This window comes from Leucobacter japonicus (assembly GCF_001273855.1).
Classification (GTDB): domain Bacteria; phylum Actinomycetota; class Actinomycetes; order Actinomycetales; family Microbacteriaceae; genus Leucobacter; species Leucobacter japonicus.
In genome coordinates this window covers 280,335-306,934 of record NZ_JHBX01000108.1, presented here as the reverse complement: position 1 = coordinate 306,934, position 26,600 = coordinate 280,335, and the positions used below count along the sequence as shown (strand labels likewise).

Genomic DNA, 26,600 nt, shown 5'->3' with positions numbered 1-26,600 from the left:
GACGCTCGACCCCGGGTGCTCCGCCCGATCAGTGCTCGCCGAGCGCGACCGCGAACTCGTTCGGCGTGTGATCGAGCTCGGCGGTCGCGGTGATCTTGCCGCTGCGCAGATCGACCGCGTGCACGGCGTTGGCTGCGGGGTCGGTCACGTACGCCGTGTCGCCGTTGCCGACGATCGTGGGGTGCGCATCCTGCCACTCGGCGGGCCCTTCCCAGGCGTCGATGACGGGGAACTCGTTCACGAGCTTGCCCGTCTCGGGGTCGAGCACGTGGATCGATCCGTCGGTCGACAGGATGTAGGCGAGGTCGTCGGCCCCGCGGGTGACATCGCGGTAGGTGAAGCGCACGTTCTCGGGCAGGTCGACGACCTCGAACTGTTCGGTCGCCGTGTTGATCAGCGTGACGGCACTCAGCAGGTAGCCCTCGGCGTCGGGGTCCGTCTTGTAGTCGCCGACCACGATCGGGCTGGTCTCTGAGACGTAAGCGTTGCCCATGCGGCCGAACGCGTCGGGTGCATCGAGCTTCGTGAAGGTGCCGTCCGCGAAGAGCAGCGCACCGTCTTCGCAGCCGAAGATGACGGCTTCGTCGGCCGCGGTGCCCTCGCCGTGAATGCCCGGGCACTGGTCGCTCGAGGTGATCTCGTGCCAGTGATCGCCGTGAGGCTCGAGCGCGACCGCACCGGTGCGCGCGGTCTCGTCGCCGAGGGTGGTCAGCAGCGTGCCGTCGGCGAGCTCGATCGATACTCCGTGGTGGGCGTGCTCAGCGGTGTAGGTGACCGCTTCGGGCAGCGCGTCATCGGCGTGCGCGAGGTCGTGCGTGTCGAAGATCGTGGTCGTTCCGGTGCCGTCGTCGAACAGCACGGTCTTGCCGCCGTGGCGCACGACGTGTCCCGCAGCCGAGGCCTCGACGACCAGGTCGGTGAGGGCGGGCTCTGCGGTGTCGAGCAGCTGGAACCCCTGGGAGGTGGTGACGAAGAGGTGACGGCCGTCGCCGGCGGCGTTCAGGCGGGTGAACTCCTCGCTGTCGAACTCCTCGATGACGTCGAGGGTGTCGGCGTCGAGCACGGCGATGCCGCCGTCGTACGAGACGGCGACGCGGCGGTCGTCGCCGTGCGCCCCCTCGGTGCTGCTCGAGGCGCTGGGTGAGGCGTCGTCGGCCGCGGCGTCACCGGCAGTGCTGGCCGAGCAGCCGGTCGCGAGAAGCGCGAGCCCGAGCAGCGCTGCGGGAGCCCCGAATCGGAGGTGTCGTCGGGTCATGGTGGTGTCCTGCTTTCTGTGGTGTGGTGTTACTGATGAGGTCAGGGGGAGAGCCCGGTGGCGATGCGCTCGGTGTTGGCGCGCATCATCTCGAGGTAGGACTCGGCGCCGCCGCCTGGCTGGGTGAGCGATTCGGTGAAGAGTTCTTCGACCGCCACGTCGAGATCGGCTTCGCTTGCGAGCACCTGCACGAGGCGGTCGGGCTGCGATGACTCGGCGAAGATCGTGGAGACCCCCGCCTCGGTGATGGCGTCGCTCAGGTGCTGCAGGTCGGCGGCGCTCGGGGCAGCGAGTGTCGTGCCACCGGGAATCACTGCGCCGACGATGCGGAAGTCGTAGCGATCGGCGAGGTACCCGAAGACGTGATGGTTCGTGACGAGGGCCCGGTGATCCTGCGGGATCGCCGCGAACGCCTGCGTCATCTCGGCGTCGAGCGCAGTCAGCGACGCCCGATATGCGTCGGCCGAAGCACTGAGCTCAGAGCGATCGATGCCGGGGAGCGACGCGGCACGCTGCTCGAGCGCGTCGACGACGTCGATGACGGTGTTCGGATCGGTCCAGAAGTGCGGGTCGGGGGTGCCCGCCGCGTCTCCGGAGGCGTAGGGCAAAGCGGTGATGGCGTCGCCCGCGACGAACTGCTCGGCACCGGCCTCGGCCGCGCGGTCGAGATGCTGCTGCAGGCCCTCCTCAAGCCCGAGCCCGCTTGAGACGACGAGGTCGGCGTCGCCGAGTAGCGCCGCCTCAGGCGCCGAGATCTCGAACGAGTGCGGGTCGGCGTTCGGCTGCATCAGCGTCGTGATCTCGGCCTGATCGCCCAGCACCTCGCCGACGATGTCACCGAGGATGTTCGTCGTGACGACGACGCGGGCACGCTCGGCACCGTCGTCGCCTGTCGTGGCCGTGCCGCTGCAGCCGGCGGTCGCGACCGCTGCGAGCAGCGCCCCGACGCCGAGCGCCGTGAGGGCGGTGCGCCCGCGCAGGGCGCTGCGCCCGCGCGCCGAGCCCCTCATCGCCCCGTCTCCGCGAGGAAGGCGGCGTCGACCGCGGGGGTGAGCGTGCGAGCGACGCGCGCGCCATCGGCGTAGTCGACTTCGAAGACGTCGCCCGATGCAGGGTCGTTGACGTAGGCGCGCTGGGCATCAACGGTGAGTGAGACACCGGCGGCGGTGATACCCGACGAGGCCGTCGACAGGCCGCTGACGAGCGGCGACGAGACACCGAGGATTGCGCCCGTAGCGTCGAGCACGGCGACTGCGCCGGCCGGGGTCAGGGTGACGATGCGCTCCGCTTCGTCGTCGACCGCGGTCGCGGCGATCGGACGTTCAGCTGTGCCGACCCAGGTCCATGACCGCTCGCGGGTGTCGAGCAGCCAGACGCCCGAGTCGGTGCCGAGGCCGGCCACAGTGGGCCGCCCCTTGCGCGCCGAGAATTCGGTCGCGGGCGCGGCGGCGCCGCTCGGGTACGCAACCTTCTCGAGTTCGACCGCGCCATCGGGGCTTGCGGTCGCGAGCACGGCGCCGTCGGCGCACCCGACGACGACGGCGATGCGGGTCGTGATGGTGCCGGCTGCCGCGGGGCAGTCGATCGTCGCGAGGTCGGTTGCTTCGGCGTCGACGGCACGCAGCGATGCGGCCGGGGTCTCGGCCGAGCCGCCCGGCTCGTCGGGGGCGCTCACCAGGGCCCCGGTGCCCAGGGGCGCGATGATGCCGCGGTGGGAGCCGACGTCGAGACGCAGGGTCTCGGTGATCTCGCCCGACGCGAGCGCCGCGTTGTCGAGCAGCACGGCTTCCCCGGACTCGGGGAAGAAGAGGCCGGTGCCCCCGGCGGTCGCGAGCATGCCGGTCGCCACGGTGGCGATCCCGTCGCCGGCGATGCTGCCCGGCGCACCCGCGGCGGCGCGGTAGTAGTGGAAGTGGTCGACGTGATCCCACGTCCACGCCCCGCTGTCGATCACGTCGACGCCCGAATCGTCGGCGACGAACGCGTACCTGCCATCGGTGGTGACGCGCTGCGGAGCCCGCACGCGATCCAGCGCCGTCTCCGTGCCGTCGAGCAGGTCGAGCATCGCGACCTCGCCGGAGCGGTCGATCGCGACGAGGTGCAGCGGCGGCTCGGGCGCCTCGGCGGCACCCGCGACGGCGCCGTGCCCGGGGGCCGTGTCGGCGTCGGCGTCGGATTCGGCTGAGCCTGACGGTTCGGTCGTTGCGGTGCCGGTGGGCGGCGTCGCAGATGCGGCGCAGCCGACCAGCAGCAGCGCGGCGAGCGCGGCGCCGGTGATGGCGAGCGGGCGAGGGCGGAGCGGGATCATCATGCCTTTCAAGGAGTGCGGGTGGAGTGAACGTGCGGCTCATGGGTGCGTGGTCGTGCGCGCACGGCGCGGGCGAGGCCGCCGGAGAGCGCGGCGAGCAGGATCGACGCGCCCGCGATCGATGCGCCGGCAGCGGTCGCGAAGTGCCACGACGCCAACAGGCCGGCCGCGACGGCGATGGTGCCGAACGCGGCCGCGAGGCACATGCGCGAGCCGATGCGTCGGGTCCACGGGCCTGCGGCGACTGCCGGTGCGAGTAACAGCCCGACGACCAGCAATGAGCCGACGGCCTGGTACGAGGCGACGACGGCGAGCGTCACGAGCCCGACGAGCACGGTGTGGGCGAGGTCGGGGCGCAGGCCGAGCACGGTGGCGATCCTCGGGTCGAACGTGGCCGCCACGAACCGCCGGTGAAACAGCGCCGCGACGGCGACCGTCACCGCGGCGGCGCCGGCGAGCAGCCAGAGATCGCCGCTGCGAATGGCGAGGATGTCGCCGAAGAGCATCGCCGTCGCATCGGTCGCGAAGCTGCGGGAGTGCGACACGATGATGACGCCGAGTGAGAGCATCGCGACGAAGAGCAGGCCGATCGTGGTGTCGGCCGAGAGGCGGCCGCGCCGCTGCAACCAGCCGATGAGGGCGCTCATCGCAACGGCGCTGACGGCCGCGCCGGCGATCGAGGGGGCGCCTATCACCGTGGCGAGCGCCACTCCGGGGAGCATGCCGTGCCCGAGTGCCTCGCCGAGAAACGCCATGCCGCGGATGACCACCCACGTGCCGACCACCCCGCAAATCACGGCGACGAGGGCGCCGCCGAGCAGGGCGCGCAGCACGAAGTCCGCCGAGAACGCGGCGAAGAATGCGGCGAACGGCGAGGCGGCAGCGGCGGCGAGCGCAGCAGTGTCTGCAGCGGTGGCCGGCGGCACGAGGGCGGAGGTGAGCACTCGGCCATCCTATTCATAAATGAGAATCATTATCAAAACGGGATAGACTCCATCTATGCCCATTTCCGATCAGATCACCGCCGAGCAGGTGCACGTCAGTATCGACGGGCGCCCCATCCTGAACGACATCACGGTACGCATCGCCCGAGGAGCGGTGACCGTGATCATGGGCCCGAACGGTGCCGGCAAATCCACCCTGCTCGAAGTGCTCGCCGGCGTGCGCCCGGCCACCCGCGGCACGATCACCCGCGCCGGCTCGGTGGCGCTCGTGGTGCAGCGCATCGCCGCACCCGATGCGCTGCCGATCACCGTGGGCGAGGTCGTCGCAATGGGCACGTGGGGGAGGGGCCGCGCGGGCGGCCGTGATCGGCGCACGAGGGTCGCTGCGGCGCTCGACCGGGTTGCGCTCGCCGACCTGGTGGATCGCCCGTTCTCGGCGCTCTCCGGCGGGCAGCGGCAGCGCGCGCTCCTAGCCCAGGGCATCGCCGAGGGCGCCGACATCTTCTGCCTCGACGAGCCGGCGACCGGGCTCGACACCGCCAGCCGCGAGCGCACCCAGCGCGTGCTCGAGGAGGAGGCTGCGCGCGGTGCCGCGGTCGTATGCGTGACGCACGACCCCGACGCGATCGCCAGCGCCGACGTCGTGCTGCGCCTCGACAGCGGGTGCCTCGTCGAGACGCGCAGCGCGAGTGCCATGGCAGTGCCGCCTAGACTGGAGCACACGCTCGGTTGAGCCTGCAGCGGCCGAACGCTCTGCAGCTTCGCCAATACGGCTGAGGCCGGGGCGAAGCAGCAGAGAGAAGAGGTGTGGCGAATCCGATGGTCACCGAACCCGTAGCCGAAGTCGACCTCGACGCCATCGCCGCAAACATCCGCGTGCTCACCGAGCTCGCGCCGACGGCCGAACTCATGGCCGTCGTCAAGGCTGACGGCTACGGCCACGGCGCCATCGAGGTCGGCCGCGCCGCGCTCGCCGCCGGTGCGACATCGCTCGGCGTCGCCACGATTCCCGAAGCGTTGGCGTTGCGGGCGGCCGGCATTACCGCGCCGGTGCTGAGTTGGCTGTCGACCAGCGGGTACGCCGAGGCGATCTCGGCCAATGTGCGACTCGGGGTGAACTCGCCGCGCCAGCTCGCCGCCGTCGCCGCTGCGGCGCGCGAGGTCGGGCGGCCCGTCGAGATCGATGTGAAGGTTGATACCGGGCTCAGTCGCAATGGCGTGACCGACGCCGAACTGCCCGAATTGCTGCGCGACCTGGGCGCGCTCGTCGCGGAGGGGGCGGTGCGCGTGCACGGCCTGTTCAGTCACCTGTCGCACGCCGATGTGCCCGACCATCCGTTGAATAGTCTGCAGCTCGAGCGGTTGCTCGACGCCCGTGCGCAGTTCACCCAGCACGGGATCGCCGTGCAGCAGATGCACCTCGGCAACTCGGGCACCGCACTCGCACGACCCGATCTGCACCTCGATGTGCTGCGCCCGGGGCTTGCGATGTACGGCTACTCGCCGTTCGACGAACCCTCGGAGCGCCTGACGCCCGCGATGACGCTGAAGGCTCCGCTGACCCTCATGAAACGCGTGCAATCGGGCGACGGGGTGTCGTACGGGCACACCTGGACCGCGCCGCACGACACCACCCTCGGCCTCGTGCCGTTGGGGTACGCCGACGGGGTGCCGCGCATCATGTCGGGCAAATTCGACGTCGTGATTGGCGACTCCCGCTACCCGAGTGTGGGGCGGGTCTGCATGGATCAGTTCGTGATCGACCTCGGCGACCACCCGCGCGACGTCGCCGAGGGCGATGAGGTGCTGCTCTTCGGGCCGTCGCTGGGCTGGCGGCCGAACGCGCGCGAGTGGGCCGATGCGGCCGGCACGATCTCGTGGGAAGTGCTCACGAGCATCGGCTCGCGCGTGCCCCGCGGCTACGTGCGCTCCGGCGCGTACTGATCTCGCGTGTACTGATTCGCCCCGCGCATCTCGGGCAGCAGGCTCCGCGCGTCGCGCGCGAGATACCAGATGCCCACCGAGGGCTGTCGCAGAGTTCAGAAGTCACAGTGTCACGCGGCGTGACGCTCCTAGCGTGGAGTGGTCACCTGCCGACGCACAGAAAGTGAGCTTCACTCATGCCCCGACAGTCCGCCTCGACGGCCAACGCCACCTCAGTCTCCTGGGGCATTCTCGTCATTCGTATCGCGCTCGGAGTCGTGTTCACCGCGCACGGCGCGCAAAAGCTCTTCGAGTACACGCTGGCGGGCACCGTCGAATCGTTCGGCAGCATGGGCGCTCCGCTTCCCGAGATCACGGCACCCCTGGTCGCCTTCTTGGAGTTCGGCGGCGGCATCCTGCTTATTGCAGGCCTGTTCACCCGACTCGTCGCGATCCTGCTCGCCATCGATATGGTCGTCGCGATCGCTCTGGTGCACGCGCAGGCCGGTTTCTGGGTCGGTGAGGGCGGCTACGAATTCGTCGCCCTGCTCGGTGCAGCGGCACTCGGGCTGGCGTTTGCGGGCGCCGGGCGCATCTCGCTCGACGGAGCGGTGCTGCGGGGCCGCATTCCGGCCTGGGTGGCCTAGCGAGTGCGTCCGTGAGCTCAGTCGGGGGCAGACTCGTCCGCGTGCTGTGATGCCTGACGGCTGAGTTCACACGCCAGACGCACGTACTCCTGCGTGAGCCGCAGATCACCCGCAGCGAATTCGGCCAGCGCATGATCGAGAGCTGAGCGGGTGCCCGGCGATTGACGTTCGCGAATCCAATCGAGATTGCAGCCGGAAACCCGGGATTCGTGCGTCAGCGCGATCTGCAGAGCCTCCGAGGGAGTGGCGGGCCGGTCATCGTGAGGGATCATCGCGTCGTCCTTTCGACAGTGAAATGCTGCTGCTGTCGACGGTAGGCGCGGCGGCGGTTTCGGTTCCTTATCCGATGCCGATAGGGCGAGGAAACCCGCGATCGGGGTGAACTGGGCACGCCGTTGATTCGGGCGGCGTGGAACCAGAGGAGCTCCCATGCGGTGCAGAGAGATCGTGCTCGTCATCGGAGTCGTCGGCGTCGCGCTGGTCAGCGCGATCGTCATGGCGACCCTGCAGTTCGAGACCAGCCGGGGCGGCCCGCCGCCCGGTCGCGCACCCGGGCCGGAATGCGGTGCAGCTCGTGCGACGAGCGCCGGGATGCGGGGTGCCGCGTGAGCGACCGGATCTGGCCCGGCCGCGTCGATCGCGATCGGGGTCGCACCGAGCCCGATCTCGCCGAGCTGAATCTCGCCGAGCGGTATCGACGCCGTGACGCGCCCGCGACGCCCGCCGAGCGCTGGCAGCTGGAGGTCGCCCACGCCGCAGGGCACACCGACCTCACGTTGCGGCGCCTGCGACGCAACCAGCGGCGTGCAGTCGCGTCGGCGATCGCCCACGCCGACGCCTGGCTCAAGCGCGGAGATATCGTGCGTGCCGTGTCGTACCTCGAACTGGCATGCGCGCTCGAAGGCCGGGACGAGGGGTGCTGAACGCGTCGCCGTTCGGCACCGTTTTGCCGTCGAAGGTGTCGATGGGGCACGGCCTCGGCCCCGGCTGCACGATACTGGTGTGGTCGCGCGTTGCGCGACGCTGCACGACGGGAGGGCGCATGACGCTGACACAGGCACTGGTCGGTTTCGCGGCGGTCGCTGTGGTGCTGACCGTGATTCCGGGCATCGACACCACGCTCGTGCTGCGGGCGTCCCTGACTCGGGGCGTACGTCATGCCGCGAGCACCGCGCTCGGCATCGGGCTCGGGGCGCTCATCTGGGGTGCGGCGGCGGCACTCGGGGCTACGGCGCTGCTCGCCGCGTCGCGCACCGCGTATCTCGTCGTCGCGGCGGCGGGTACCGCCTACCTGCTGTATCTCGGCGTGAACCTGATCGTGCAGAGCCTGCGCTCGGGATCGCACACGGCGTTCACCGCGGACGCGCCGACCGCGGTGTCGCCCTGGCGATCCTTCGCCGCTGGCATCACGACGAATCTGCTGAATCCGAAGGTCGGTGTCTTCTACATCGCGACGATTCCGCAGTTCATTCCGGCGGGCATGCCGGCGCTGGAAGGCGGCCTGCTGCTGGCGGGGGTGCACGTGGCAATCAGCCTCGCGTGGTTCGCGCTCATCATCGGCGCGGCGAGCGTCGCACGGCGCTGGCTCGCGAACGCCCGCGCGATCCGCATCGTCGACCGCGTGGCCGGGTCGTTCCTGGTGCTGTTCGGCATCAAGTTGGCGTTCGACACCCGAAGCAAGTTTCTGGCGTAGCTTCCGCCCGCCGTGCTAAACAGAGGGTCGGAACCCTCGATCGAAGGAGCACCCGCAGCATGGCACAACACGCACGGTTCACAGCCCACAACGGCTTCGTTCTGCCGCCCATCGGGCTCGGCACCTACAAGCTCAACGGCGATGCGGGGGCCGACGCGGTCGCCGGGGCGATCGGGGCGGGCTACCGTCTGGTCGACACCGCCTTCAACTACGAGAACGAGGGCGCTGTGGGTCGCGGGGTCCGTCTCGCGGCGGGCGCCGGTGCTGGTGCCGGGGCCGGGGCCGGGGTCATTGTCACCTCGAAGCTGCCCGGACGCCATCATGAGGCGCCCTGGAACCAGCACAGCGTCGAAGAGAGCCGCGCACGCCTCGGCGTCGACGCGATCGGGCTGCACCTGATCCACTGGCCGAACCCGCTGCAAGGCCAGTATGTCGATGCGTGGCAGGGACTCGTCGACTCCCGCGAGCGGGGAGTCGTCGACCAAATCGGCGTCTCGAACTTTCTCCCCGAGCATCTCGAGCGCATCGAAGCGGAGACCGGGGTGCGCCCGGTCGTGAACCAGCTTGAAGTGCACCCCTACTTTCCGCAGGTCGACGCGGTTGAGCTGCACCGCGAGCTCGGCATCATCACCGAGGCGTGGAGCCCGATCGGGCGGGCGGGCGCCGTGCTCGACGAACCCGTGATTCAGCGCATCGCGGCCGAACGTGGCGCGACCCCCGTGCAGATCGTGCTGGCCTGGCACGCGGCGCGCGGGGTCGTGTCGATTCCGCGGTCGCAGAGCCTCGATCGCCAGCGCGAGAACCTCGCAGCGGTGGAGATCGCACTTGACGACGCCGAGGTGGCCGCGATCACCGCGCTCGGCCGGCCCGACGGGCGCCTGTTCGACGCCGACCCGCGCACGCACGAGGAGCAGTAGCCGGGGCTGGCTCGGCCTGGGCTCGGCCTGGGGCCACCCACCCCGGCCCCACCCGTTTGGCCCGGCCCCACCCCATCCCGCCCCATGTCCCGAGTGCACCCCTTTCTCTCGAGTGCACACCTCACTCAGGGGTGCGCTCGCGCAAAAGGGGTGCACTCGGGGTGGAGCCAAGGGGCTGAAGCCTTGGGGTGGGGAGGTGGTTGGGTGTGGCGTGGGGCCGAGGCCCGCGCCTCGCTCGGCCCCGCACTTCAACTCGAGTGCACCCCTTTCTCTCGAGTGCACACCCCACTCAGGGGTGCGCTCGCGCAAAAGGGGGTGCACTCGGCGTATGGGGTTGGGGCGGGGCTCAGGTCCCGACGCGGGCGCGGGCATCGACCCGCACCTAGCACCAGCCCCCAACCCCTACACCGCGCGCCCGGCGATCCGCGCGAAGATCTGCGCGTAGGTGCCGTCGACCTCGGCGAAGCGCTGCGGCTTGACGCGCTCGACGAGCACCTCGGTGATGTCGGGGTCGGCGCCGATGAGTGCGATCGACTCCGCAACGTACTCGACGAGGGGCATCGCCGCAGGGTTCTCGAGCTGACCGGGAGTGAGCTCGGTCGCGGTCAGTGGCGGCACCAGCTCGATGACCTGCACCGAGGTGTCGCGCAGCTGCTCGCGCAGCGATTCCGTGTACGAGTGCACGGCGGCCTTGGTTGCCGAGTAAGTGGGGGTGTCGGCGCGCGGTACGAACGCGAGCCCTGATGAGACGGTGAGGATCGCCGCACGCGGGCGGCTCAGCAGGTGAGGCAGAAACGCCTCGACGAGGCGGATCGTGCCCAGCAGGTTGGTCTCGATAGTGCGTTCGGCGATTTCGAGCGCGCCCGGCTCGAGCACGAGTTCGCGCTGCATGATGCCCGACATGGTCACCAAGGTGTCGAGGGCGGGGAAGCGCTCGATCGCGGTGTCGCGCAGGCTCCGGATCGACGCCGCGTCGGCCACGTCGGCGGCGATGCCCGGGATGCCGTGTTCGGCTTCGATCGCCGCGAGGCGTTCGGTGCGACGGCCCGAGACGATGATCGAGTTGCCGGCGTCGCGCAGGCGCAGTGCGAGCTCGAGGCCGATGCCCGAGGTGCCGCCAACGATCAGGATGGTGTTTCCGGTGAGACGCATGGGTTCTCCGCTCTCGTAAAAGTGTTATCGCCGATAACGTAACACGCTTTCACGAAGAGCGCTATCGCAATTCTGATAGCATTGATACATGACCTCTCGAAGCGATGCCCGCGATCGCATGCTCGATGCTGCCGACGCGCTGCTGCGCGCTGGGGGCCGTGAAGCGGTCACGACCCGCGCCGTCGCAGAAGCCGCTGGGGTGCAGGCGCCGGCGATCTACCGGCAGTTCGGCGATATGCAGGGGCTGCTGGGGGCCGTCGCGGCGCGTGCCTTCGAGGGCTACCTCGCGCAGAAGCGCGCGCAGCGGCTGAGCGATGATCCGCTCGCCGATCTGCGCGCCGGCTGGGACCTGCACGTGAGCTACGGCCTCGAGCATCCGCACCACTACCTCCTGACGTACGCCGACCCCCACCCGGGCCACACCTCCGAGGTCACGGCCGCCGCGCACGCTCGCCTCCTGATGCTCACGACTCGAGTCGCCGAGGTCGGGTCGTTGCGCGTGAGCCCAGAGACGGCCTCGGCAATGATCGAATCGGCGGGCACGGGGGTGACGCTGCGGCTGATCGGTCAGGCGGTGGCGGATCGCGATCCCTCGATCTCGCACCGCGTACGCGATGCCGTGTTCGCCGGAATCACCACCGCCGATTCAGTTGTCGGAGCGACCGTGCCGACGGCGCCGACCGGCGCCGCACACGCCGCCGCGCTGCTGGCCGGATTGCCGCGACTCGGCGAAGTGCTGACGCCGGGCGAGCGAATGCTGCTCGCCGAGATGCTCGAGCGGATCGCAAATGCGAGTTCTCAGGAGTCGCTGGCAGGCTGATCCCGCATCGCCGCATCGCCGCATCGCCGCGGCTCAGCCCGAAAGGACCTCATGACCGCATATTCAATTGACGGGCTCCCGGGTGAGGTGACCGCCGACGGTCGCGCGGAGTGGTCGTGGAACGGGTCAACGCTTGCCGCTGCAGCGCCCGCGCGCACCGATCTGATCATCGACCCCTTCGGCCGATCCAGCTCGGGCACGGCGCCGATGGCCCGTTTTGCCGCGCCTGCGGGCGACTTCCAGTTCTCCGCGCGGGTCACCGTTGATTTCGCTTCCACATTCGACGCGGGCGTGCTGCTGGTCTGGTTCGATGACGCGCACTGGGCAAAACTCTGCTTCGAGTACTCGCCGACCGGGCAGCGGCTCGCGGTGAGTGTCGTGACCCGCGGTGTCTCCGACGACGCGAATGCGTTCGACGCCGAGTCTGACGTGCTGTGGTTGCGCATCTCCCGGATCGACACCGTCTTCGCCATGCACGCCTCGCGCGACGGAGCGCAATGGGAGTTCGTGCGAGTGTTCCGCCTCGACCCGCCCCAGAGCACCGAGCACGGTGACGCCGAGCACGGTGACGCCGCCCGCCCGCAGCTCGGCTTCCTCGTGCGGTCGCCCACGGGCGCCGGATGCGCGGTGCGATTCGACGAGATTCGCTTCGCCGCCGAAACGCTGCACGACCTGCGCGACGGGAGCTGAACGCCGTGCTCGAGATTCGTGTCGCATCAGCCGACGAGGCCGACGATCTGACGGCGCTCGTACGTCGCGCCTACGCGCCGTACGTGCCGCGCATCGGCCGAGAGCCAGCACCGATGTCGAGCGACTACGCTGCCCTGATCGGTGAGGGCCGGGTGCGCGTGGCGATCCTGCGCGAACGAATCGTCGGGCTGCTCGTGACGGTGCCGCACCCCGATCACCTGCTGGTCGAGAACGTCGCGGTTGACCCTGAGGCCCACGGGCAGGGCATCGGCGGTGCGCTGCTCGCCGCTGCCGACGCCGAGGCGGAGCGACTCGGGCTGCCCGAACTCAGGCTGTACACGAATGCCGCGATGACCGAGAATCTCGCGTACTACCCGAAGCGCGGTTTCGTCGAGACCGGGCGGCGCACCGAGCACGGCTTCGAACGCGTCTACTTCACGCGCGAGCGGTAACGGGTGCGGCCGCGGCGCCCAACCGCTGAGCCGGGGTGCCCACGATTTCGTCGGCTCGATCCGCGATCCAGCCGATGAGCGGCAGCATGCGCTCCATGAGCTCTTGACCGCGCTCGGTGAGGCAGTACTCGACGTGCGGGGGCACGGTGGGCAGCGATTCGCGGTGCACGATGCCGTCGGCGACCAACTGGCGCAGGGTCGACGCGAGCATCTTCTCGCTGATGCCCTCGACCTCGCGGCGCAGTTCGCCCCAGCGATGCGTGCCGTCAGACAGTGTGCACAGCACTAGCACGCCCCAGCGGCTCATCACGTGATCGAGCACGACCCGCGTGGAGCACGCCGGATCGAAGGCACCAGTGGCCCGGATTTCCGCATAACTCACCATTTCGCTAGTACCTTACCGCAAAGTGGGTACCGTCACTCGGGAATGCGCAGGGGCAGGATCGCGCTGCACCCGAACGAAGCCACCATCGAAGGGAACACCGTGACCACTCTTATCACCGCAGCCAACGGCCAGCTCGGCCGCCTCGTCATCGACGCGCTCCTCGCGAAGGGCGTCGCCGCTGACCAGATCGTCGCCGGCGTGCGCACCCCGTCGAAGGCGGCGGACCTTGCCGATCGCGGCATCAGCGTCGTGCCGCTCGATTACGACAACGCCGCCACCGTGACCGCCGCATTCGCCGGCGTCGACCGCGTGCTGCTCATCTCGGGCAGCGAAGTCGGCAAGCGCGTGCCGCAGCACCAGACCGTGATCGATGCGGCGGCCGCTGCGGGAGTTGCGCAGCTCGCCTACACGAGCCTCGCGAACGTCGAGTCGAGCTCGCTGCCCCTCGCGGCCGAGCACCTCGCCACGGAGCAGGCCATCGCCGCTTCGGGAGTTCCCGCGACGCTGTTGCGCAACGATTGGTACATCGAGAACTACCTGGGCAACTTCGGGGCAGCTGAGGCGACGGGCACGCTGATCTCGGCGACGCAGGGCGGTCTCGTGTCGGCCGCTGCGCGCCGGGACTACGCAGAGGCTGCAGCCGTTGCACTGATCGGCGACGCGCACATCGGTAAGACCTACGAGCTCGCCGGTGAGTCATTCACCTACGACGAGCTCGCCGCAGCCATCGGCGAAGTGCTGGGCAAGCCGGTCGCGCACCAGGAGCTGCCCGCAGCCGAGTACCAGACTGCGCTCGAGGGCGCCGGGCTCGACGCCGGCACGATCGGGTTCTTGACGGCGCTCGACGCGGGCATCGCGCAGGGCGACCTTGAGTCGGCGGATCGCACGCTCGCCGAACTCATCGGGCGCCCGACGACGCCGCTCGTCGAGGCGCTGCGCGCAGCCTACGCGGGCTGACCGCGGGCTGCGCGGGCGTGCGCACGACGCGCCCCGCGCATCCTGCACACCCCGCGCACCGATTCAACGAAACGCATACAGGCTGAGCCAGTAGGTGTCTGCGTTTCGTTGAATCGGTGTCGGAAGCGAAACCGCGCACTGGGCCCCGTCCCCGGGCGCACGCCCAGAAACATCGAACGGGCCGCCCGCGATTTCTCGCGGACGGCCCGTTCGGTGTTCGGCGGGTCACCCGCCGGAGGGGGTCTCGATCAGACGGCGATCTTCTCGCCGGCGAGGATCTTCTCGACCTCTTCGTGCGCGTCGGCCTCGGCGATGCCGCGAGCGAGCGCGAACTCGGTGACGAGGATGCCGCTGGCACGCTGGTACATGGCCTTCTCGCCGGTCGAAAGCTTGGCGCCCTGGCTGCGGCGCCAGAGGTCGCGCACGACCTCGCCGACGCGGTGCACGCTGCCCGAGGCGAGCTTCTCGCCGTTGGCCTTGAAGCGGCGTGACCAGTTGCCGGGCTCCTCGATGAACTCCTCTTGGAGGATGTCGATCAACTCTGCGATGCCGTCGCTATCGATGAGCTCGCGCACACCGATCTCGTTCAACTGATCGGCGGGAATCTGGATCGACAGCTCGTTGAGCAGCGGCTGCAGCGTGAGCCAGGTGCGCTCGACGCCGCCGATCTTCTTCACCTCGATCGCAGTGATCGTCACCGCACCATGGTGCGGGTACACGAGGGTGTGTCCCACGACGTGAGACTGCTGCATAGTGATCTCCTCAGACGCTGTCGTGTGCGGACTCGTGGGCTGGCTGCCGCACGGTCTCGACGAGTGCGTTCGGGCGCGAAAGCGGGGCGAAAAGCGCCGAATTTGGCCGGTGAACTTGCACTTCCTACTAATTTTACCCGATCACGGGCGATTTGCCCAATCCGTGATGCAAAAATGCGTTGAAAACCGATGATGAAGGGGTAGGATCACCCGCTCAGTTGAGAACGATGATGCCAATATTGAGGCTCGTCGCGAAGCACAACCAGGCCAGGTACGGCAGCATGATCCAGGCGGCAATGCGTGACCAGCGCCGGGCCGAGACCGCGAGCGCGATGACGACCACGATGAGGGCGACGATAATGACTGCGGCGATCCACCAGGCCGCCGGCCCGATCGCCGGGTAGCCCGCGAAGAAAGCCGGTGTCCACATCGCGTTCAGAGCGAGCTGCGTCACGAACAGCGCCAACGCGTTGCGCGCGGCGTTCGGTTCGCCCTCGCGAAAGCCCGAGCGCCAGATGAGAAAGCCGGCGAGCGCGAGCAGCGCATACAGCAGCGTCCAGGTCGGGCCGAAGACCGCGTTCGGCGGATTCCACGCGACTTTTTCGGCACCCGCATACCAACCGTCCACGTTGTCGGTGGAAGCGAGTGAGCCGCCGAAGGCGACGGCGGCCACGATGATGAGGAACAGGGCGGCGGCGAGTACCTGACGCGCTAATGCCGGCGGTGCCATGTGAGCCGGGTGATGGGCTGCTGCGGAGGATGCCGAAATCGAGCTCATGTTTCCATGCTGCCGTGACCTGACAGCAAACGGCCAGGGGGTTGCGCGTGCGGCTTGCTCGGCGCCAGTGAAGGGAGTCGCGAGACGAGAGGTCTCGCCATAACGCCCAAGTGGGGCGAGGCGCAAGCCACTGACGCGAGTGGCGCAACGGTTCGAGCATGGATGCATGGCACGCAGTACACCGCACCCGTCGAGCGAGCAGCCCGGAATCGAGTCGTACGCCCCGATTGGCGACGGTCGCACCGTGGCGCTCATTGGCTCGAATGGCCGTATCGACTGGCTGCCGTTGCCGAATCTGACGAACGTTCCGGTGTTCGCGCGGCTGCTCGACGACGAAACCGGCGGCTGCTTCGAGCTCTCCCCGGATGCTCCTTCCGCAGAGATCACGAGCGAGCGGCGCTACGTGCCGAACACGAACGTGCTCGAGACCACCTTCACGACCTCGACGGGCAGCGTGCGCGTGACCGACGCGATGGTGTCGGGCGTCGCGGGCCGTCTGCCCTGGGCAGAGCTCGCGCGCCGCGTCGAAGGCGTCACGGGCGAGGTGCCCATGCGGTGGCGCGTGAATCCCGGCGCCTCCCTGCGCACTGCGGCGCCCTGGATCGAACCGACAATGCACGGCCACGTGGTGCGCAGCGGCGCGACCGCGTTCACCGTCGTCGGATTTCATCACGGCCCGGCTGATCCGGACCCCGACGGCGGGACCGGGCCCGAACTCACCGGAACATTTGTCGCGCGCGCAGGATCCCGCCACCTCGTCGCCCTCGCGGCCACGCACGACGAACCGCTCCACTTTCCTGACCCGCACAACGTCGACCTTGGCATCGACCGCACCGTCGAGAACTGGCGGCACTGGTCGGAAGTCTTTTCGTATGAGGGGCCGTACGCGGAGCGGATGCAGCGCAACGCGCTCGCATTGAAACTGCTGATTTTCAGCCCGACGGGGGCAATCGCGGCGGCCGCGACGACTTCGCTGCCCGAGAACCCTGAGGGTGGCAAGAACTGGGATTACCGGTTTGCCTGGGTGCGCGACCTCGCCTACACCGCTACGGCGCTGGTGCGCTTCGGGTTGCGCGAGGAGACGCAGGCGGCACTGTCGTGGATGCTGCGGACGATCCGTGAGCACGGCCCCGAACTGCATGTCATGTACACACTCGACGGTGACCTGGTGCCCGAACCATCGGAGCACGACGTCGCTGGCTGGCGAGGTATCGGGCCGGTCGTCACCGGCAATCCGGCGAATGAGCAGCTGCAGCTCGGGGTGTACGGCGACCTGATCTCGATCTGCCGCACCTATGTCGACGCGGGCAACGTGCTCGATGTAGCGACCGCGCGCATGCTGGCGGGCGTGGCTGATCGCACGTGCGATCTGTGGCGTAACCCTGATTCGGGCATGTGGGAGCTTGGTGAGCAGCGCCAGTACATTTCGTCGAAGATGGGGTGCTGGCAGGCGCTTGAGGATGCCGCAGCGCTCGCCGAGGCCGGGGCGATTCCTGGCAGTGCGGGTCGCTGGCGCGCGGAGCAGCATCGCATTCGGCAGTGGATCGACGAGCACGGTTGGTCGGATCGCCGAGGGGCATACCGTTTTTACGCTGGCAGTGACGAACTCGATGCGTCGGTGCTCTTGCATGCGCCGAGCGGGTTCGACCGCGGCGAACGCATGTCGTCAACGATCGATGCGCTGAGCGACGAACTCGGCGCAGGCCCGCTGCTCTATCGCTACAGCGGTGCGCAGCGGGAGGAGCGCACCTTTGTCGCGTGCGCGTTCTGGCGCGTCGAAGCGCTCGCCTGCGTCGGCCGCCATGACGAAGCCCTGGAACTCATGGATGAGCTCGTCGAGCGCTCGAATGACGTCGGAATCTACGCGGAGATGATCGATGCTGCCGACGGCACCGCTTGGGGCAACACTCCGCAGGCGCTCAGCCACCTCGCGTTTCTCGGAGCGGTGATGACCATCCGTGATCTCGTGCCGAAAGATCTGCTCGACGGACGATGACGTCTCGAGCCCGACGACCACCCACCGCAACGAAAGGACGCACCATGTCACGTGACCAGTACACCTTCGTCAACCCAGCAGAGCTCTACGCCGATATCAAGCCGCAGCGGCAGCACCTCGCCGAGCCCGGGCTCGACGCCGATCTCACACCGAAGGCCGATCTCGGAGAGGAGAGCTACCGCGGGTCCGGGCGCCTCCAGGGGCGCAAGGCCCTCATCACCGGCGGGGACTCGGGAATCGGCGCCGCCACGGCGATCGCCTTCGCCCGCGAGGGCGCTGATGTGGCCATCTCCTACCTTCCCGAGGAGGAGCCTGATGCGCAGCGCATCGCCGGCATTCTCCGCGAATCCGGCGTGCAGGTCGCGACCCTGCCCGGCGACCTGCGAGATGCATCGTACTGCCGGTCGCTCGTGGCCGACACGGTCTCACAGCTGGGCGGTCTCGACATCCTCGTGAACAATGGCGGCAAACAGGTGTTCCAGGAGTCGCTCACCGACCTGACCGACGAGCAGTTCGACGACACGTTCAAGACGAACGTGTACGCGATGTTCTGGATCACCAAGGCTGCGCTGCCCCATCTCGCCCCGGGGTCGGCGATCATCAACACGACCTCGATCCAGGCCTACTCGCCGTCGGGCATTCTGGTCGATTACGCCTCCACGAAGGCGACCATCAACGCCTTCACGAAGGGGCTCGCCGATCAGCTCGCCCCCAAGGGCATCCGCGTGAACGCGGTCGCTCCCGGGCCGATCTGGACGCCGCTGCAGCCCAGCGATGGGCAGCCGCAAGACAAGATCGCCGAGTTCGGCCAAGAGACGCCGCTCGGTCGCATGGGGCAGCCTGCGGAGCTCGCGCCCGCGTACGTGTTTCTCGCGTCGGCCGAGTCCAGCTATGTGGCGGGCGAGACACTCAACGTCAACGGCGGCATGCCGACCCCCTGATCGTGATGACGCGCGAGGTGCAGGTGTTCCGCTCGACGCGGGCGATCTTGGTCGAGAGTCTCTGGTGGGACGCGCGTACCAGTGAAGTCGTGTGGGTCGACATCACCGCGGGGCTGCTGCACCGGGGTCGCCTCGATGGTGCCGTTGACGGCAGCGAGGATCGCGTGGTGTCACTGCCACCGCCCGTCTCGGCCGTGCAACCTGCGCCGGGCGGCCGTTACGTCGCCGCCCTCGAAGACTCAGTGGTGCTGCTCGGCTCCGATGGGCTCATCGAGCGGGTCGTTGCCCGATTGCCGCACCGCAGATTCGGCATGCGCCTCAACGAGGGGAAGGTCGACCCGTTCGGCAGATTCGTCGTGGGAGGCATGGGCCTGATCGGAGAAGCACCCGACGCCGACCTCTGGTCGGTGAGCGCCGACGGAGACGCGCGAGCACTGCGCGGCGGCTTCGGCGTCGCCAACGGCCTTGAGTGGTCGGACGACGGACGCACCATGTTCGTCACCGACACCTCCACCTCGACGATCTATCGCGGTATCTACGGCCCGAACGGGGACCTCGGCGAACTCGCGCCGCACATCACGGGCCGCGCGCACGACGGGCTTGCGCTCGCCGCAGACGGCACGTTCTGGAACGGCCTGTACGGCGAGGGTCACGTCGTGCGGTGGGCCCCCGACGGCACGCTGCTCGAGGAGGTGCCGATTCTGAGCCCAAATCTCACCTCGGTGGCATTCGCGGGGCCTGAACTCACGACCCTGCTGATTGGTTCGGCGCGCGAGAACCTCACGGAGCAGCAGTTGCAAGCTGCGCCCGAATCAGGGGCGATCTACCGCATCGAGGTCGACCCCGATGAGCACGGTCGGCCGGTGCACACATTCGGAACAACGAGAGGACACGCATCATGAATCTGGGAATTACGGGCAAAACGGCACTCGTTACCGGGGGTGCGTCGGGTATCGGCTGGCACACCGCGAAGCAGCTGCTCGAAGAGGGCGTGCGGGTGGTCATCACCGATCACGACGCCGACGATCTCAACGCTGCAGCAGCGAAGCTCGACGCCGCACCCGCTACGCTGCACGCGTTCACCGCCGATATCACGAGCCTCGAAGATCTCGCGTCGCTGCGCGAACAGGTCGAAGCTGCGGTAGGCTGCATCGACATCCTGGTGCAGTCGGCGGGCATCACCGGGGCGCAGGGCAAGTTTCACGAGATCGACGACGACGGGTGGGTCTCGACCGTCGAGGTCGATCTGCTCGGGCCGGTGCGCCTGGTGCGCGAGTTCTTGCCGGCGCTGCGCTCCGGTGGGTGGGGTCGCCTGGTGTTCCTCGCCTCCGAAGACGCGGTGCAGCCATACGACGACGAACTGCCTTATTGTGCGGCGAAGGCGGGCATTCTGGCCCTCGCGAAGGGGCTCTCGCGCTCGTATGCCGACGAGGGGTTGCTGGTGAACTGCGTCTCACCGGCATTCATTCACACGCCGATGACGGATCGCATGATGGAGAAGCGCTCGGACGAGCTTGGCGTCAGCTTCGATGAAGCGATCGAATCATTCCTCGACGATGAGCGGCCATTCATGGAGCTCGGCCGCCGCGGAGAACCCGAAGAAGTGGCGAACGTCGTCACGTTCCTCTGCTCAGATCGTGCATCGTTCGTGAACGGATCCAACTATCGCGTCGATTCTGGTTCAGTGGCAACCATTTGACATCGCGTTTGCAGCACTGAAGGCGGGTCGACGGGACCTGCCTTCAGTGGTTTCGAGCGCCGCCGTCGGTGTCGCCGAGCTCCAGATCCCAATCGAGCGACGTGAATTCTTCAGTGATCGATCCCCCAGAGACCGGCCGGGGGAAGTCGATGTGGTTTCTGAGTGCGGCGGCCTGCTCGGAGAAATCGGGTTCATCGCCTGCGTCCCACGCTGCCGGCACTGACAGCACGTCGTTGCCGACGCCGATGACGAGTTCGGCGACATCGAGGTGCTCGTGATCATCGGTGACGATCGGGATCTCGACGGCCTCGGCGCGGCCGTTGCGGGCGATGGCGGCGGTGAGTTCGACCAGGGCTGATGCAACGTCGTCGGTGGTGACGACGGTCTCGCCGGCGTAGGTGATGCTTCTCATGCGGCGACTCTCGCAGGGGGAGCCAGGGTCGGGTAGGGCGTTGCGCTGCACGGTGCTTCGAGATATTCGCGCGCCGAGCGCATTCGGTCAATATCTGTGATACTTTCGTGAGAAGAACCTCACAAACTGAGCAACTTGCTCGTGCGCGGTTCGGGGGAGTGGGTACCAGCATGACGACCGTGCAACGACGTGCAGCAGAGACCCCGGCGGTCGTCGATATCGACGGCGTGCGCAACGTCACCGACCTGTTGCAGCGGAGACTCGACGCTGCTCCCGATCACGTGGCATTCGAGGTGCGCGAGCCCGGCACGCCGCTCGACGCTCCGTGGGTGCCCGTCACGACGGCGGAGTTCGCCGAGCAGGTGGGGCGCGTCGCGAAGGGCCTGATCGCGAGTGGGGTGCAGGCGGGCGACGCGGTGCTGATCATGGCGCCGACGCAGTACCTCTGGGCCGTGGCCGATCTCGCGGCGGCGACCGCTGGCGCCGTCGTGGTGCCCGTGTACGACACCGCAGCGCACTCGCAGCTCACCGCGGTGCTCGCAGACGCGCGTCCGGTCGCCGCGTTCGTGGGCGATGCGGTGCTCGATGCGCGTCTGCGCGGGGCCGCGGCCGAGGCCGGAGTCGAACTCCGCACCTGGGCGCTCCGCACGACGGGCGACGCCCCCGCCGAGGCCCACCCCCAAGCCGACCCGGCCGAGCAGGCGGCCCTGCTCTCGCACCTCATCGAGCGGGGCGAGAGCATCTCTGGCGCTCAGCTGGAAGAGCGACGCACCATCGCCTCCCTCGACGACATCGCGACGATCGTGTACACGTCGGGTACGACGGGCGACCCCAAGGGAGCGCAGATCACCCACCGCAACCTGGTCGGCCAGGTGCTCAACACGGCCGAGGCGTACACGGAAGTGGTGCACGATCGGGGCAACACGATCCTGTTTCTGCCGCTCACGCACGTGCTCGGCCGCGCACTGCAGCTCATCTGCATCGCGAACGGCATGCGGGTGGCGCACCTCGCCGACCCCAAGGAGGTCGTGCAGGCGCTGTCGGTGCTGAGGCCGACGTTCCTCGTAGTCGTGCCGCGGGTGCTCGAGAAGATTCAAGCGGCGGCGGCGAAGGCAGCCCGAGAGAAGCGCCTCGCCCCGGTGTGGCGGGCCGCCGTGCGCACGGCAGAATCGTGGGGCGAGGCGATGGAAGCGCAGGATCGCGACGCCCACGCACGCCCCGGCCTGCGGTTGCGCGCCCGCCGTGCGGTGTTTGATCGCATCTTTTTCGGCCGGCTGCGCGCGCTCATGGGCGGACGCATCGACTACCTGCTCTCGGGGGCGGCGACGCTGCGGCCCGAGCTCGCGCAGTTCTTCCGCGGCATCGGGGTGCCGATCATCGAGGGCTACGGTCTGACCGAAACCACGGCCCCGCTCACCGGTGGCCGTCCGGGATCCCTCGTTGCCGGCAGTGTCGGCACCCCGTTGCCGGGCAATGAGGTGCGCATCTCGGCCGAGGGCGAAGTGCTCGCTCGCGGCGTCGGGGTCTTCGCCGGGTACCGCAACCCCGGGCACACGGCCGCGGCCTTCGTCGATGGCTTCTTCCGCACCGGCGACCTGGGCGAGCTTGGCAGCGATGGAGCGCTCACCCTGCGCGGGCGAATGGGGCAGACGATCGTCACCTCGACCGGTCGCACGGTGTCGCCCGAGCGCTGGGAGCGCGCCGTCGAGATGCATCCGCTCGTCGCGCACGCGGTGCTCGTCGGCACCGACCGCCCGTATCTGACGGGGCTGATCGTGCTCGACACCGAGGCCGTGCAGGCCTGGTGCGACGAGCACGGCCATCAACGCCCCGCGCAGCTCGCGGATGCCGGCCTCGCAGCGGTTGCCGACGATCGGCTGCGCGCCGAGATTGCCGAGGCCATCGAGCCGGCGAACGCGGCGGTGTCGCCCGGCGAACGGGTGCAAACCTGGTCGCTGCTCGCGATCGGCGAAGACCGTGCCCCAGAGCTCATCACTCCCACGATGAAGCTGAAGCGCTCCGCGCTGCTCGCCGCCGCTGCGCCGGTGATCGACGCGCTGTACGCCTGACTCCACCCGACACCCCCGACCCCGCTGACGAACAGGACCTGATATGTCTCGGCCCATTGCACGCTCGGTGATCCTCATCGCCGCCGCTCTCGTGTTGGGAGCGCTGCTCGCGTTCGCCGGCAGTCAGGGCAGCTGGTCGATCGGGCCGCTGCCCGGCTTCGCGATCGCCGTCGCCGCAGCGTTCGTCGTGCAGTGGATTGCCTTCGTGCCCGCGATGGCCCGCCGCACCGAGCGTTTCTTCGATCTGACCGGCAGTCTGACGTACATCGTGGTGACGGTCGGGCTGCTGCTGCTGGCGCCGTCGTTCGACGTGCGGTCGGTGCTGCTCACCGCGGTCGTCGTGATCTGGGCCGTGCGACTCGGCAGCTTCCTCTTCATGCGCGTGCGGCGCAGCGGCGCCGACGATCGCTTCGACGAGATCAAGACATCGCCCGTGCGGTTCCTCTCGGTGTGGACGGTGCAGGGCGCGTGGGTGAGCCTCACCGCGGCGGCGGCCTGGATCGCCATCACCTCCGAGCACGCCGTGGCACTAGGCGCGAGCACCTGGATCGGGCTCGGCATTTGGGCGCTCGGGTTCGCGATCGAGGTCATCGCGGATGCCCAGAAGAGCCGCTTCAAGGCCGACCCCGCCAACGACGGGCGGTTCATCTCGACCGGTCTGTGGTCGGTCGTGCGACACCCGAACTACCTCGGCGAGATCGTGCTCTGGGTCGGCGTGCTCGTCATCACGGCCCCGGCGCTGCGCGGCTGGCAGTGGATCGCGATCCTCTCCCCGCTCTTCGTCATTCTGCTGCTCACGAAGGTGAGCGGCATCCCGCTGCTCGAGGAGAAGGCTCAACGCAAATGGGGCGACGACCCCGAGTATCAGGCGTACCGCGAGCGCACGCCCGCGCTCATTCCCGGGCGCCGGGGCGTAGCCGATCGCAGTCGCGCACGGCGCGTACTCGGTGCGGTGGGTGCCGGGGTACTGTCGCTCGTGCTGGTCGCGGTGGTCGGCTTCGTCATCTGGGCGGAGCAGACCTATCAGGCCGAGCCGCAGGCGCTCGCCGCAGTGAGTCAGGACGACCGCGTCGAGGTCTCGCAGGCGGGCGGACCCATCGTGATGACGCCGACCGGCGAGGCCAACGGGCAGGGGCTCGTGTTCTTCGCCGGCGCCAAGGTCGTGCCCGAGGCGTACGAGGCGACCTTCCGCGACACCGTCGCCGCCGGCACGACGGTCGTCATCACGCAGTCGCTGCTCAATTTGCCGCTCTTCGAAACGCGACCGCTGGCCGACTTCACCGGCCTCGCACCCGAGGTGACGAGCTGGTCGGTGGGCGGGCACAGCATGGGCGGAGTGAAGGCGTGCATGTACGCCGATGCGGATCGCGATGCCGTCGACGGCCTCGTGCTGCTGGCCTCCTACTGCTCGGGCGACGCGCTCGCCGCGCGTGATGACCTGCCGGTGCTCTCGATCTCGGGTACGAACGACGGCCTCGCAACCCCCGAGAAGATCGAGGCGTCGGCCGCGGGTCTCCCTGCCGACACCGAGTTCGTTGCGATCGACGGCGGGGTGCACGCCCAGTTCGGGGCGTACGGTGCGCAGTCGGGTGATGGCGAGCCGACGATCTCGGATGATGCGGCCCGTGCGCAGATCACCGAGGCGCTTGAGGAGTTCTTCGCCGCACGCTGAATCGAAGGTCGCTCAGCCCGAATCTGCCACGAGGACGGGCCCCTCGATCTCGCGTCACCTATCCGTGCTGTGCCGTCGACTGGGACGGCCGATCAGGCTGCGGCGAGTTCGATCTCTCGCGTTACGTTCAGGCAGGCTTCGGATACTTCGCGCACCGTGACGACGCGTTCGATGCGCTGGGGAGACGATGGGTGCTCCGGCGCGGTGGGTGATCGACCCGATCATGCGACGCATCGCTGCGGTGCGACGCGCTGAGGCCCCCGGCGAAACACTGCCGGGGGCCTCAGCGCGTTTGCGGTTCGAGTATTTACTCGTTGCCGACAGCCTTATCGGCCGCATCGCGTGCGTCCTGAATCTGGCCCTCGAACTTGCCGCCGGTCACCTTGTTCGCGGCACCCGCGACGCCGTCGAGCAGCTTGTCGCTGATGTCTTCGGCCTGCTCGCTCTTGAGCGCGTCGGCAACCTTTCCGTCGCTGAGGAATTCCTTGGCTTTTGCGGTGAGATCTTCGATACCCATGTGCTGCTCCTTCGTCCCCGGGCGACCGGACGCCGCTCCTGCGAGTATCTTCTCGCGACGGGCGGCCCTGCGTAAAGCACTGATTCCCTGAAGCCGTCGCGCGGCGTCACGCGTGCGGTGTGTTGGGCTTGCCGATGGAGTCGGCGTGCGCGTGCAGCGCCGCCTGGTCGACCGGTTTCAGATCGACGAAGCGATCCGGCCCGACTCGCACCGGTTCGGTGTCGATCCACACGCGGTTGCCGTCGACGCGCAGCACGCCGACGTAGAGCACCCGATCGGTGTTCGAGGCCCACACGGTGATCAGGAGTTGGTCGCCCGGGTGCTTGAATGCGGTGGTCAACGCCGTGATGATGCCGTCGCGATCCGTGCTTCCCCGGCGGATCGCATTGACCACGAGATCCGTCGGGAATGTGGCGGTCACCCCGTGAACCAAGGGGTTCGTCAGCACGCCGCCGCCGCGCACGCGCCAGCGGCGAGACCCGACGAAGATCATTACGACGCTGAAGAGCGCGATCGCCGGCGGCAGGAAGAACGATCCGGCGATCGCCATGCCCGCGCGGCGGCGGCCGCCGAGCATTTCGACGATGTCGGTCGGATGCAGCAGTACGATCACCGTGATGACCGCGAACACGGCCGCCGTGATGCCCCAGAACCAGGTGCGCTTCGGGGAGCGCTCCGCGACGAAGTCTTCGGGACGCGTGGCGAACCAGGCTGAGAGGTTGCGCGAACGCGAAGAGATCGGGGCGAAGCTCATGTCGCTGAGCGTACCAATCGAGGAGCCAGAGTGCCCGCGGTCGGTTACGGCTACTTCCAGGTGGGGGGGGGGCAGTTGGTGCCCGAGCGGGGAGCAGGTGCATCTCTTCGCACGCAAGTTCGGCCGCGATGGGGTCATCGGCGCCGAACGCCTCGCGCATGCGTGATCAGTGGCTCGCGAGTGTGTGAAGCGTCGGATCGACCACACGCGTGTGGGTCTGCGCGTCGTTCTTCGGCTTCGCGGCGCTGGGAGTCGGTTAGTCCGTAACTCGACGGGTGCTCGAGCGCGTTGCCCGTGATCCTGCGAAAGAGCTGTGCGGACCTTGCGGATGCTTGGTATTTTGATATTTTAGATATCAAGTCGCTCAACGGGGCGAGAGGTATGGAGGGAGACGGCAGATGCTGACGTACGCAACCCCGCTCGAGGGAAAGCGATTGGAGTATGCGCGCGCGGTCGGGTGCGCCGACCTGACGCTCGAGAAGCTACGTATCAATCAGGTGCGCGCCGTGCGTTCGGCACTCGATCACGCGCTCGCTGAGTTTCGAGCCGGCGATGGGACCAGTGCGCACGCCTACATCGCGCTCGCGGAGGAGCTCGATCGTCGCTGAATGGCTCGGCGGAGTATTCATCAGCGACATGCAGACAGCAGAAAACCCCGCCGCTATCGCGACGGGGTTTTCTTTCCTATGTGCGCCCCAAGGGATTCGAACCCCTGACCTTCTGATCCGTAGTCAGATGCTCTATCCAGCTGAGCTAGGGGCGCCCGTTGGTTACCCAACTCGAAATACTCTACACGAGCGTTTCGCGAAACTGAAATCGAGGCCGCCTCGCGCAAGGTCTCCGCGCGTGTCGCGAGTGCCCGGTACC

At 68.5% G+C, this 26,600-nt stretch carries 30 protein-coding genes and 1 tRNA gene; 18 read left to right on the top strand and 13 right to left on the bottom strand.

Translation table 11 applies throughout. The features are described from left to right. Positions 1–28: 28 nt before the first annotated feature. Genes aztD through aztB form a run of 4 tightly spaced genes read right to left on the bottom strand, consistent with a single transcriptional unit; the run spans position 29 to position 4,507 of the window. A complete protein-coding gene (gene aztD, locus AMS67_RS10785) occupies positions 29–1,255 on the bottom strand; it encodes a zinc metallochaperone AztD (protein WP_053387349.1) in 1,227 nt (408 codons plus the stop codon). Positions 1,256–1,296: 41 nt separating this feature from the next. Further along, positions 1,297–2,265: a zinc ABC transporter substrate-binding protein AztC gene (gene aztC, locus AMS67_RS10780; RefSeq protein WP_053387348.1), complete on the bottom strand. Its 969-nt coding sequence runs from the start codon at positions 2,263–2,265 to the stop codon at positions 1,297–1,299. Then, positions 2,262–3,566 carry a hypothetical protein gene (locus AMS67_RS10775; RefSeq protein WP_053387347.1) on the bottom strand — a complete coding sequence of 435 codons (1,305 nt, stop codon included), beginning with the start codon at positions 3,564–3,566 and terminating at the stop codon, positions 2,262–2,264. Before AMS67_RS10775 ends, aztC begins: the two co-directional genes overlap by 4 nt. A 5-nt stretch (positions 3,567–3,571) precedes the next feature. Further along, on the bottom strand, positions 3,572–4,507 hold the full coding sequence (gene aztB / locus AMS67_RS10770) for a zinc ABC transporter permease AztB (protein ID WP_277619558.1): 936 nt from the start codon (positions 4,505–4,507) through the stop codon (positions 3,572–3,574). A 55-nt stretch (positions 4,508–4,562) separates the two neighbouring features. On the opposite strand from aztB, the gene aztA reads away from it, so the two are divergent. From aztA to AMS67_RS10755, 3 genes are all read left to right on the top strand, one after another. Continuing rightward, positions 4,563–5,240 carry a zinc ABC transporter ATP-binding protein AztA gene (aztA, locus tag AMS67_RS10765; RefSeq protein WP_075201326.1) on the top strand — a complete coding sequence of 226 codons (678 nt, stop codon included), beginning with the start codon at positions 4,563–4,565 and terminating at the stop codon, positions 5,238–5,240. 74 nt (positions 5,241–5,314) lie between these two features. Then, entirely contained in the window at positions 5,315–6,451 is a 1,137-nt protein-coding gene (gene alr / locus AMS67_RS10760) for an alanine racemase (RefSeq protein ID WP_306455247.1), read from the top strand. 176 nt (positions 6,452–6,627) lie between these two features. Further along, a complete protein-coding gene (locus AMS67_RS10755) occupies positions 6,628–7,077 on the top strand; it encodes a DoxX family protein (RefSeq protein ID WP_053387346.1) in 450 nt (149 codons plus the stop codon). Positions 7,078–7,094: 17 nt separating this feature from the next. On the opposite strand, the gene AMS67_RS10750 is transcribed toward AMS67_RS10755, so the two are convergent. Then, entirely contained in the window at positions 7,095–7,349 is a 255-nt protein-coding gene (locus AMS67_RS10750) for a hypothetical protein (protein ID WP_053387345.1), read from the bottom strand. A 157-nt stretch (positions 7,350–7,506) separates the two neighbouring features. Between AMS67_RS10750 and AMS67_RS10745 the strand changes: the two genes are divergently transcribed. The 4 genes from AMS67_RS10745 to AMS67_RS10730 all read left to right on the top strand — a co-directional run bounded on the left by AMS67_RS10745 (position 7,507) and on the right by AMS67_RS10730 (position 9,687). Then, a complete protein-coding gene (locus AMS67_RS10745; RefSeq protein WP_053387344.1) occupies positions 7,507–7,686 on the top strand; it encodes a hypothetical protein in 180 nt (59 codons plus the stop codon). Continuing rightward, positions 7,683–8,000, top strand: coding sequence for a hypothetical protein (locus AMS67_RS10740; RefSeq protein ID WP_053387343.1), 318 nt, complete (start codon positions 7,683–7,685; stop codon positions 7,998–8,000). The genes AMS67_RS10745 and AMS67_RS10740 overlap by 4 nt, the downstream gene beginning before the upstream one ends. A gap of 119 nt (positions 8,001–8,119) precedes the next feature. Continuing rightward, positions 8,120–8,770, top strand: coding sequence for a LysE family translocator (locus AMS67_RS10735; RefSeq protein WP_053387481.1), 651 nt, complete (start codon positions 8,120–8,122; stop codon positions 8,768–8,770). A gap of 59 nt (positions 8,771–8,829) precedes the next feature. Beyond that, the gene (locus tag AMS67_RS10730) at positions 8,830–9,687 is read left to right on the top strand and encodes an aldo/keto reductase (RefSeq protein WP_053387342.1); all 858 of its coding nucleotides are present in this window, start codon (positions 8,830–8,832) and stop codon (positions 9,685–9,687) included. Between the two features lie 402 nt (positions 9,688–10,089). Here AMS67_RS10730 and AMS67_RS10725 read toward each other — a convergent pair whose 3' ends face one another. Next, on the bottom strand, positions 10,090–10,839 hold the full coding sequence (locus AMS67_RS10725) for an SDR family oxidoreductase (protein WP_053387341.1): 750 nt from the start codon (positions 10,837–10,839) through the stop codon (positions 10,090–10,092). Between the two features lie 88 nt (positions 10,840–10,927). On the opposite strand from AMS67_RS10725, the gene AMS67_RS10720 reads away from it, so the two are divergent. From AMS67_RS10720 to AMS67_RS10710, 3 genes are read left to right on the top strand one after another with little or no spacing between them, the layout of a single operon-like run. Next, a complete protein-coding gene (locus AMS67_RS10720) occupies positions 10,928–11,659 on the top strand; it encodes a TetR/AcrR family transcriptional regulator (protein ID WP_053387340.1) in 732 nt (243 codons plus the stop codon). A 51-nt stretch (positions 11,660–11,710) separates the two neighbouring features. Continuing rightward, positions 11,711–12,349 (top strand): DUF1349 domain-containing protein, encoded by a 639-nt coding sequence (locus AMS67_RS10715; protein WP_075201325.1) that lies wholly within the window; start codon positions 11,711–11,713, stop codon positions 12,347–12,349. Between the two features lie 5 nt (positions 12,350–12,354). Next, the gene (locus tag AMS67_RS10710; RefSeq protein WP_053387339.1) at positions 12,355–12,801 is read left to right on the top strand and encodes a GNAT family N-acetyltransferase; all 447 of its coding nucleotides are present in this window, start codon (positions 12,355–12,357) and stop codon (positions 12,799–12,801) included. Here AMS67_RS10710 and AMS67_RS10705 read toward each other — a convergent pair. Next, positions 12,785–13,186: a winged helix-turn-helix transcriptional regulator gene (locus AMS67_RS10705; RefSeq protein ID WP_053387338.1), complete on the bottom strand. Its 402-nt coding sequence runs from the start codon at positions 13,184–13,186 to the stop codon at positions 12,785–12,787. The genes AMS67_RS10710 and AMS67_RS10705 overlap by 17 nt on opposite strands. Before the next feature lie 99 nt (positions 13,187–13,285). On the opposite strand from AMS67_RS10705, the gene AMS67_RS10700 reads away from it, so the two are divergent. Next, entirely contained in the window at positions 13,286–14,143 is an 858-nt protein-coding gene (locus AMS67_RS10700) for an SDR family oxidoreductase (RefSeq protein ID WP_053387479.1), read from the top strand. Positions 14,144–14,391: 248 nt separating this feature from the next. On the opposite strand, the gene AMS67_RS10695 is transcribed toward AMS67_RS10700, so the two are convergent. Continuing rightward, the gene (locus AMS67_RS10695) at positions 14,392–14,895 is read right to left on the bottom strand and encodes a CarD family transcriptional regulator (protein ID WP_053351314.1); all 504 of its coding nucleotides are present in this window, start codon (positions 14,893–14,895) and stop codon (positions 14,392–14,394) included. 214 nt (positions 14,896–15,109) lie between these two features. Next, positions 15,110–15,673, bottom strand: coding sequence for a TspO/MBR family protein (locus AMS67_RS10690; protein WP_082305459.1), 564 nt, complete (start codon positions 15,671–15,673; stop codon positions 15,110–15,112). A 166-nt stretch (positions 15,674–15,839) separates the two neighbouring features. On the opposite strand from AMS67_RS10690, the gene AMS67_RS10685 reads away from it, so the two are divergent. From AMS67_RS10685 to AMS67_RS10670, 4 genes are read left to right on the top strand one after another with little or no spacing between them, the layout of a single operon-like run. After that, on the top strand, positions 15,840–17,669 hold the full coding sequence (locus AMS67_RS10685) for a glycoside hydrolase family 15 protein (protein WP_053387337.1): 1,830 nt from the start codon (positions 15,840–15,842) through the stop codon (positions 17,667–17,669). A 44-nt stretch (positions 17,670–17,713) separates the two neighbouring features. Beyond that, the gene (locus AMS67_RS10680) at positions 17,714–18,610 is read left to right on the top strand and encodes an SDR family oxidoreductase (RefSeq protein WP_053387336.1); all 897 of its coding nucleotides are present in this window, start codon (positions 17,714–17,716) and stop codon (positions 18,608–18,610) included. A 5-nt stretch (positions 18,611–18,615) separates the two neighbouring features. Continuing rightward, positions 18,616–19,512, top strand: coding sequence for an SMP-30/gluconolactonase/LRE family protein (locus AMS67_RS10675; RefSeq protein ID WP_053387335.1), 897 nt, complete (start codon positions 18,616–18,618; stop codon positions 19,510–19,512). After that, complete coding sequence (locus AMS67_RS10670; protein WP_053387334.1) at positions 19,509–20,309, top strand: SDR family NAD(P)-dependent oxidoreductase; 801 nt, start codon at positions 19,509–19,511, stop codon at positions 20,307–20,309. Before AMS67_RS10675 ends, AMS67_RS10670 begins: the two co-directional genes overlap by 4 nt. Before the next feature lie 43 nt (positions 20,310–20,352). On the opposite strand, the gene AMS67_RS10665 is transcribed toward AMS67_RS10670, so the two are convergent. Then, positions 20,353–20,721 (bottom strand): hypothetical protein, encoded by a 369-nt coding sequence (locus AMS67_RS10665; protein ID WP_053387333.1) that lies wholly within the window; start codon positions 20,719–20,721, stop codon positions 20,353–20,355. A gap of 170 nt (positions 20,722–20,891) precedes the next feature. Between AMS67_RS10665 and AMS67_RS10660 the strand changes: the two genes are divergently transcribed. Beyond that, entirely contained in the window at positions 20,892–22,790 is a 1,899-nt protein-coding gene (locus AMS67_RS10660) for an AMP-dependent synthetase/ligase (protein WP_053387332.1), read from the top strand. Positions 22,791–22,833: 43 nt separating this feature from the next. Beyond that, the gene (locus AMS67_RS18145) at positions 22,834–24,462 is read left to right on the top strand and encodes a DUF1295 domain-containing protein (RefSeq protein ID WP_075201323.1); all 1,629 of its coding nucleotides are present in this window, start codon (positions 22,834–22,836) and stop codon (positions 24,460–24,462) included. A gap of 307 nt (positions 24,463–24,769) precedes the next feature. On the opposite strand, the gene AMS67_RS10650 is transcribed toward AMS67_RS18145, so the two are convergent. Continuing rightward, positions 24,770–24,979, bottom strand: a complete 210-nt coding sequence (locus tag AMS67_RS10650) for an Rv0909 family putative TA system antitoxin (protein ID WP_053387331.1) — start codon at positions 24,977–24,979, stop codon at positions 24,770–24,772. 106 nt (positions 24,980–25,085) lie between these two features. Next, the gene (locus AMS67_RS10645; RefSeq protein ID WP_053387330.1) at positions 25,086–25,733 is read right to left on the bottom strand and encodes a hypothetical protein; all 648 of its coding nucleotides are present in this window, start codon (positions 25,731–25,733) and stop codon (positions 25,086–25,088) included. A gap of 398 nt (positions 25,734–26,131) precedes the next feature. Here AMS67_RS10645 and AMS67_RS10640 point away from each other — a divergent pair, with 398 nt between their 5' ends. Further along, positions 26,132–26,341, top strand: coding sequence for a hypothetical protein (locus AMS67_RS10640; protein ID WP_053387329.1), 210 nt, complete (start codon positions 26,132–26,134; stop codon positions 26,339–26,341). 81 nt (positions 26,342–26,422) lie between these two features. Here the strand turns inward: AMS67_RS10640 and AMS67_RS10635 are convergent. Then, positions 26,423–26,496, bottom strand: a tRNA-Arg gene (locus AMS67_RS10635). Between the last annotated feature and the right edge of the window lie 104 nt (positions 26,497–26,600).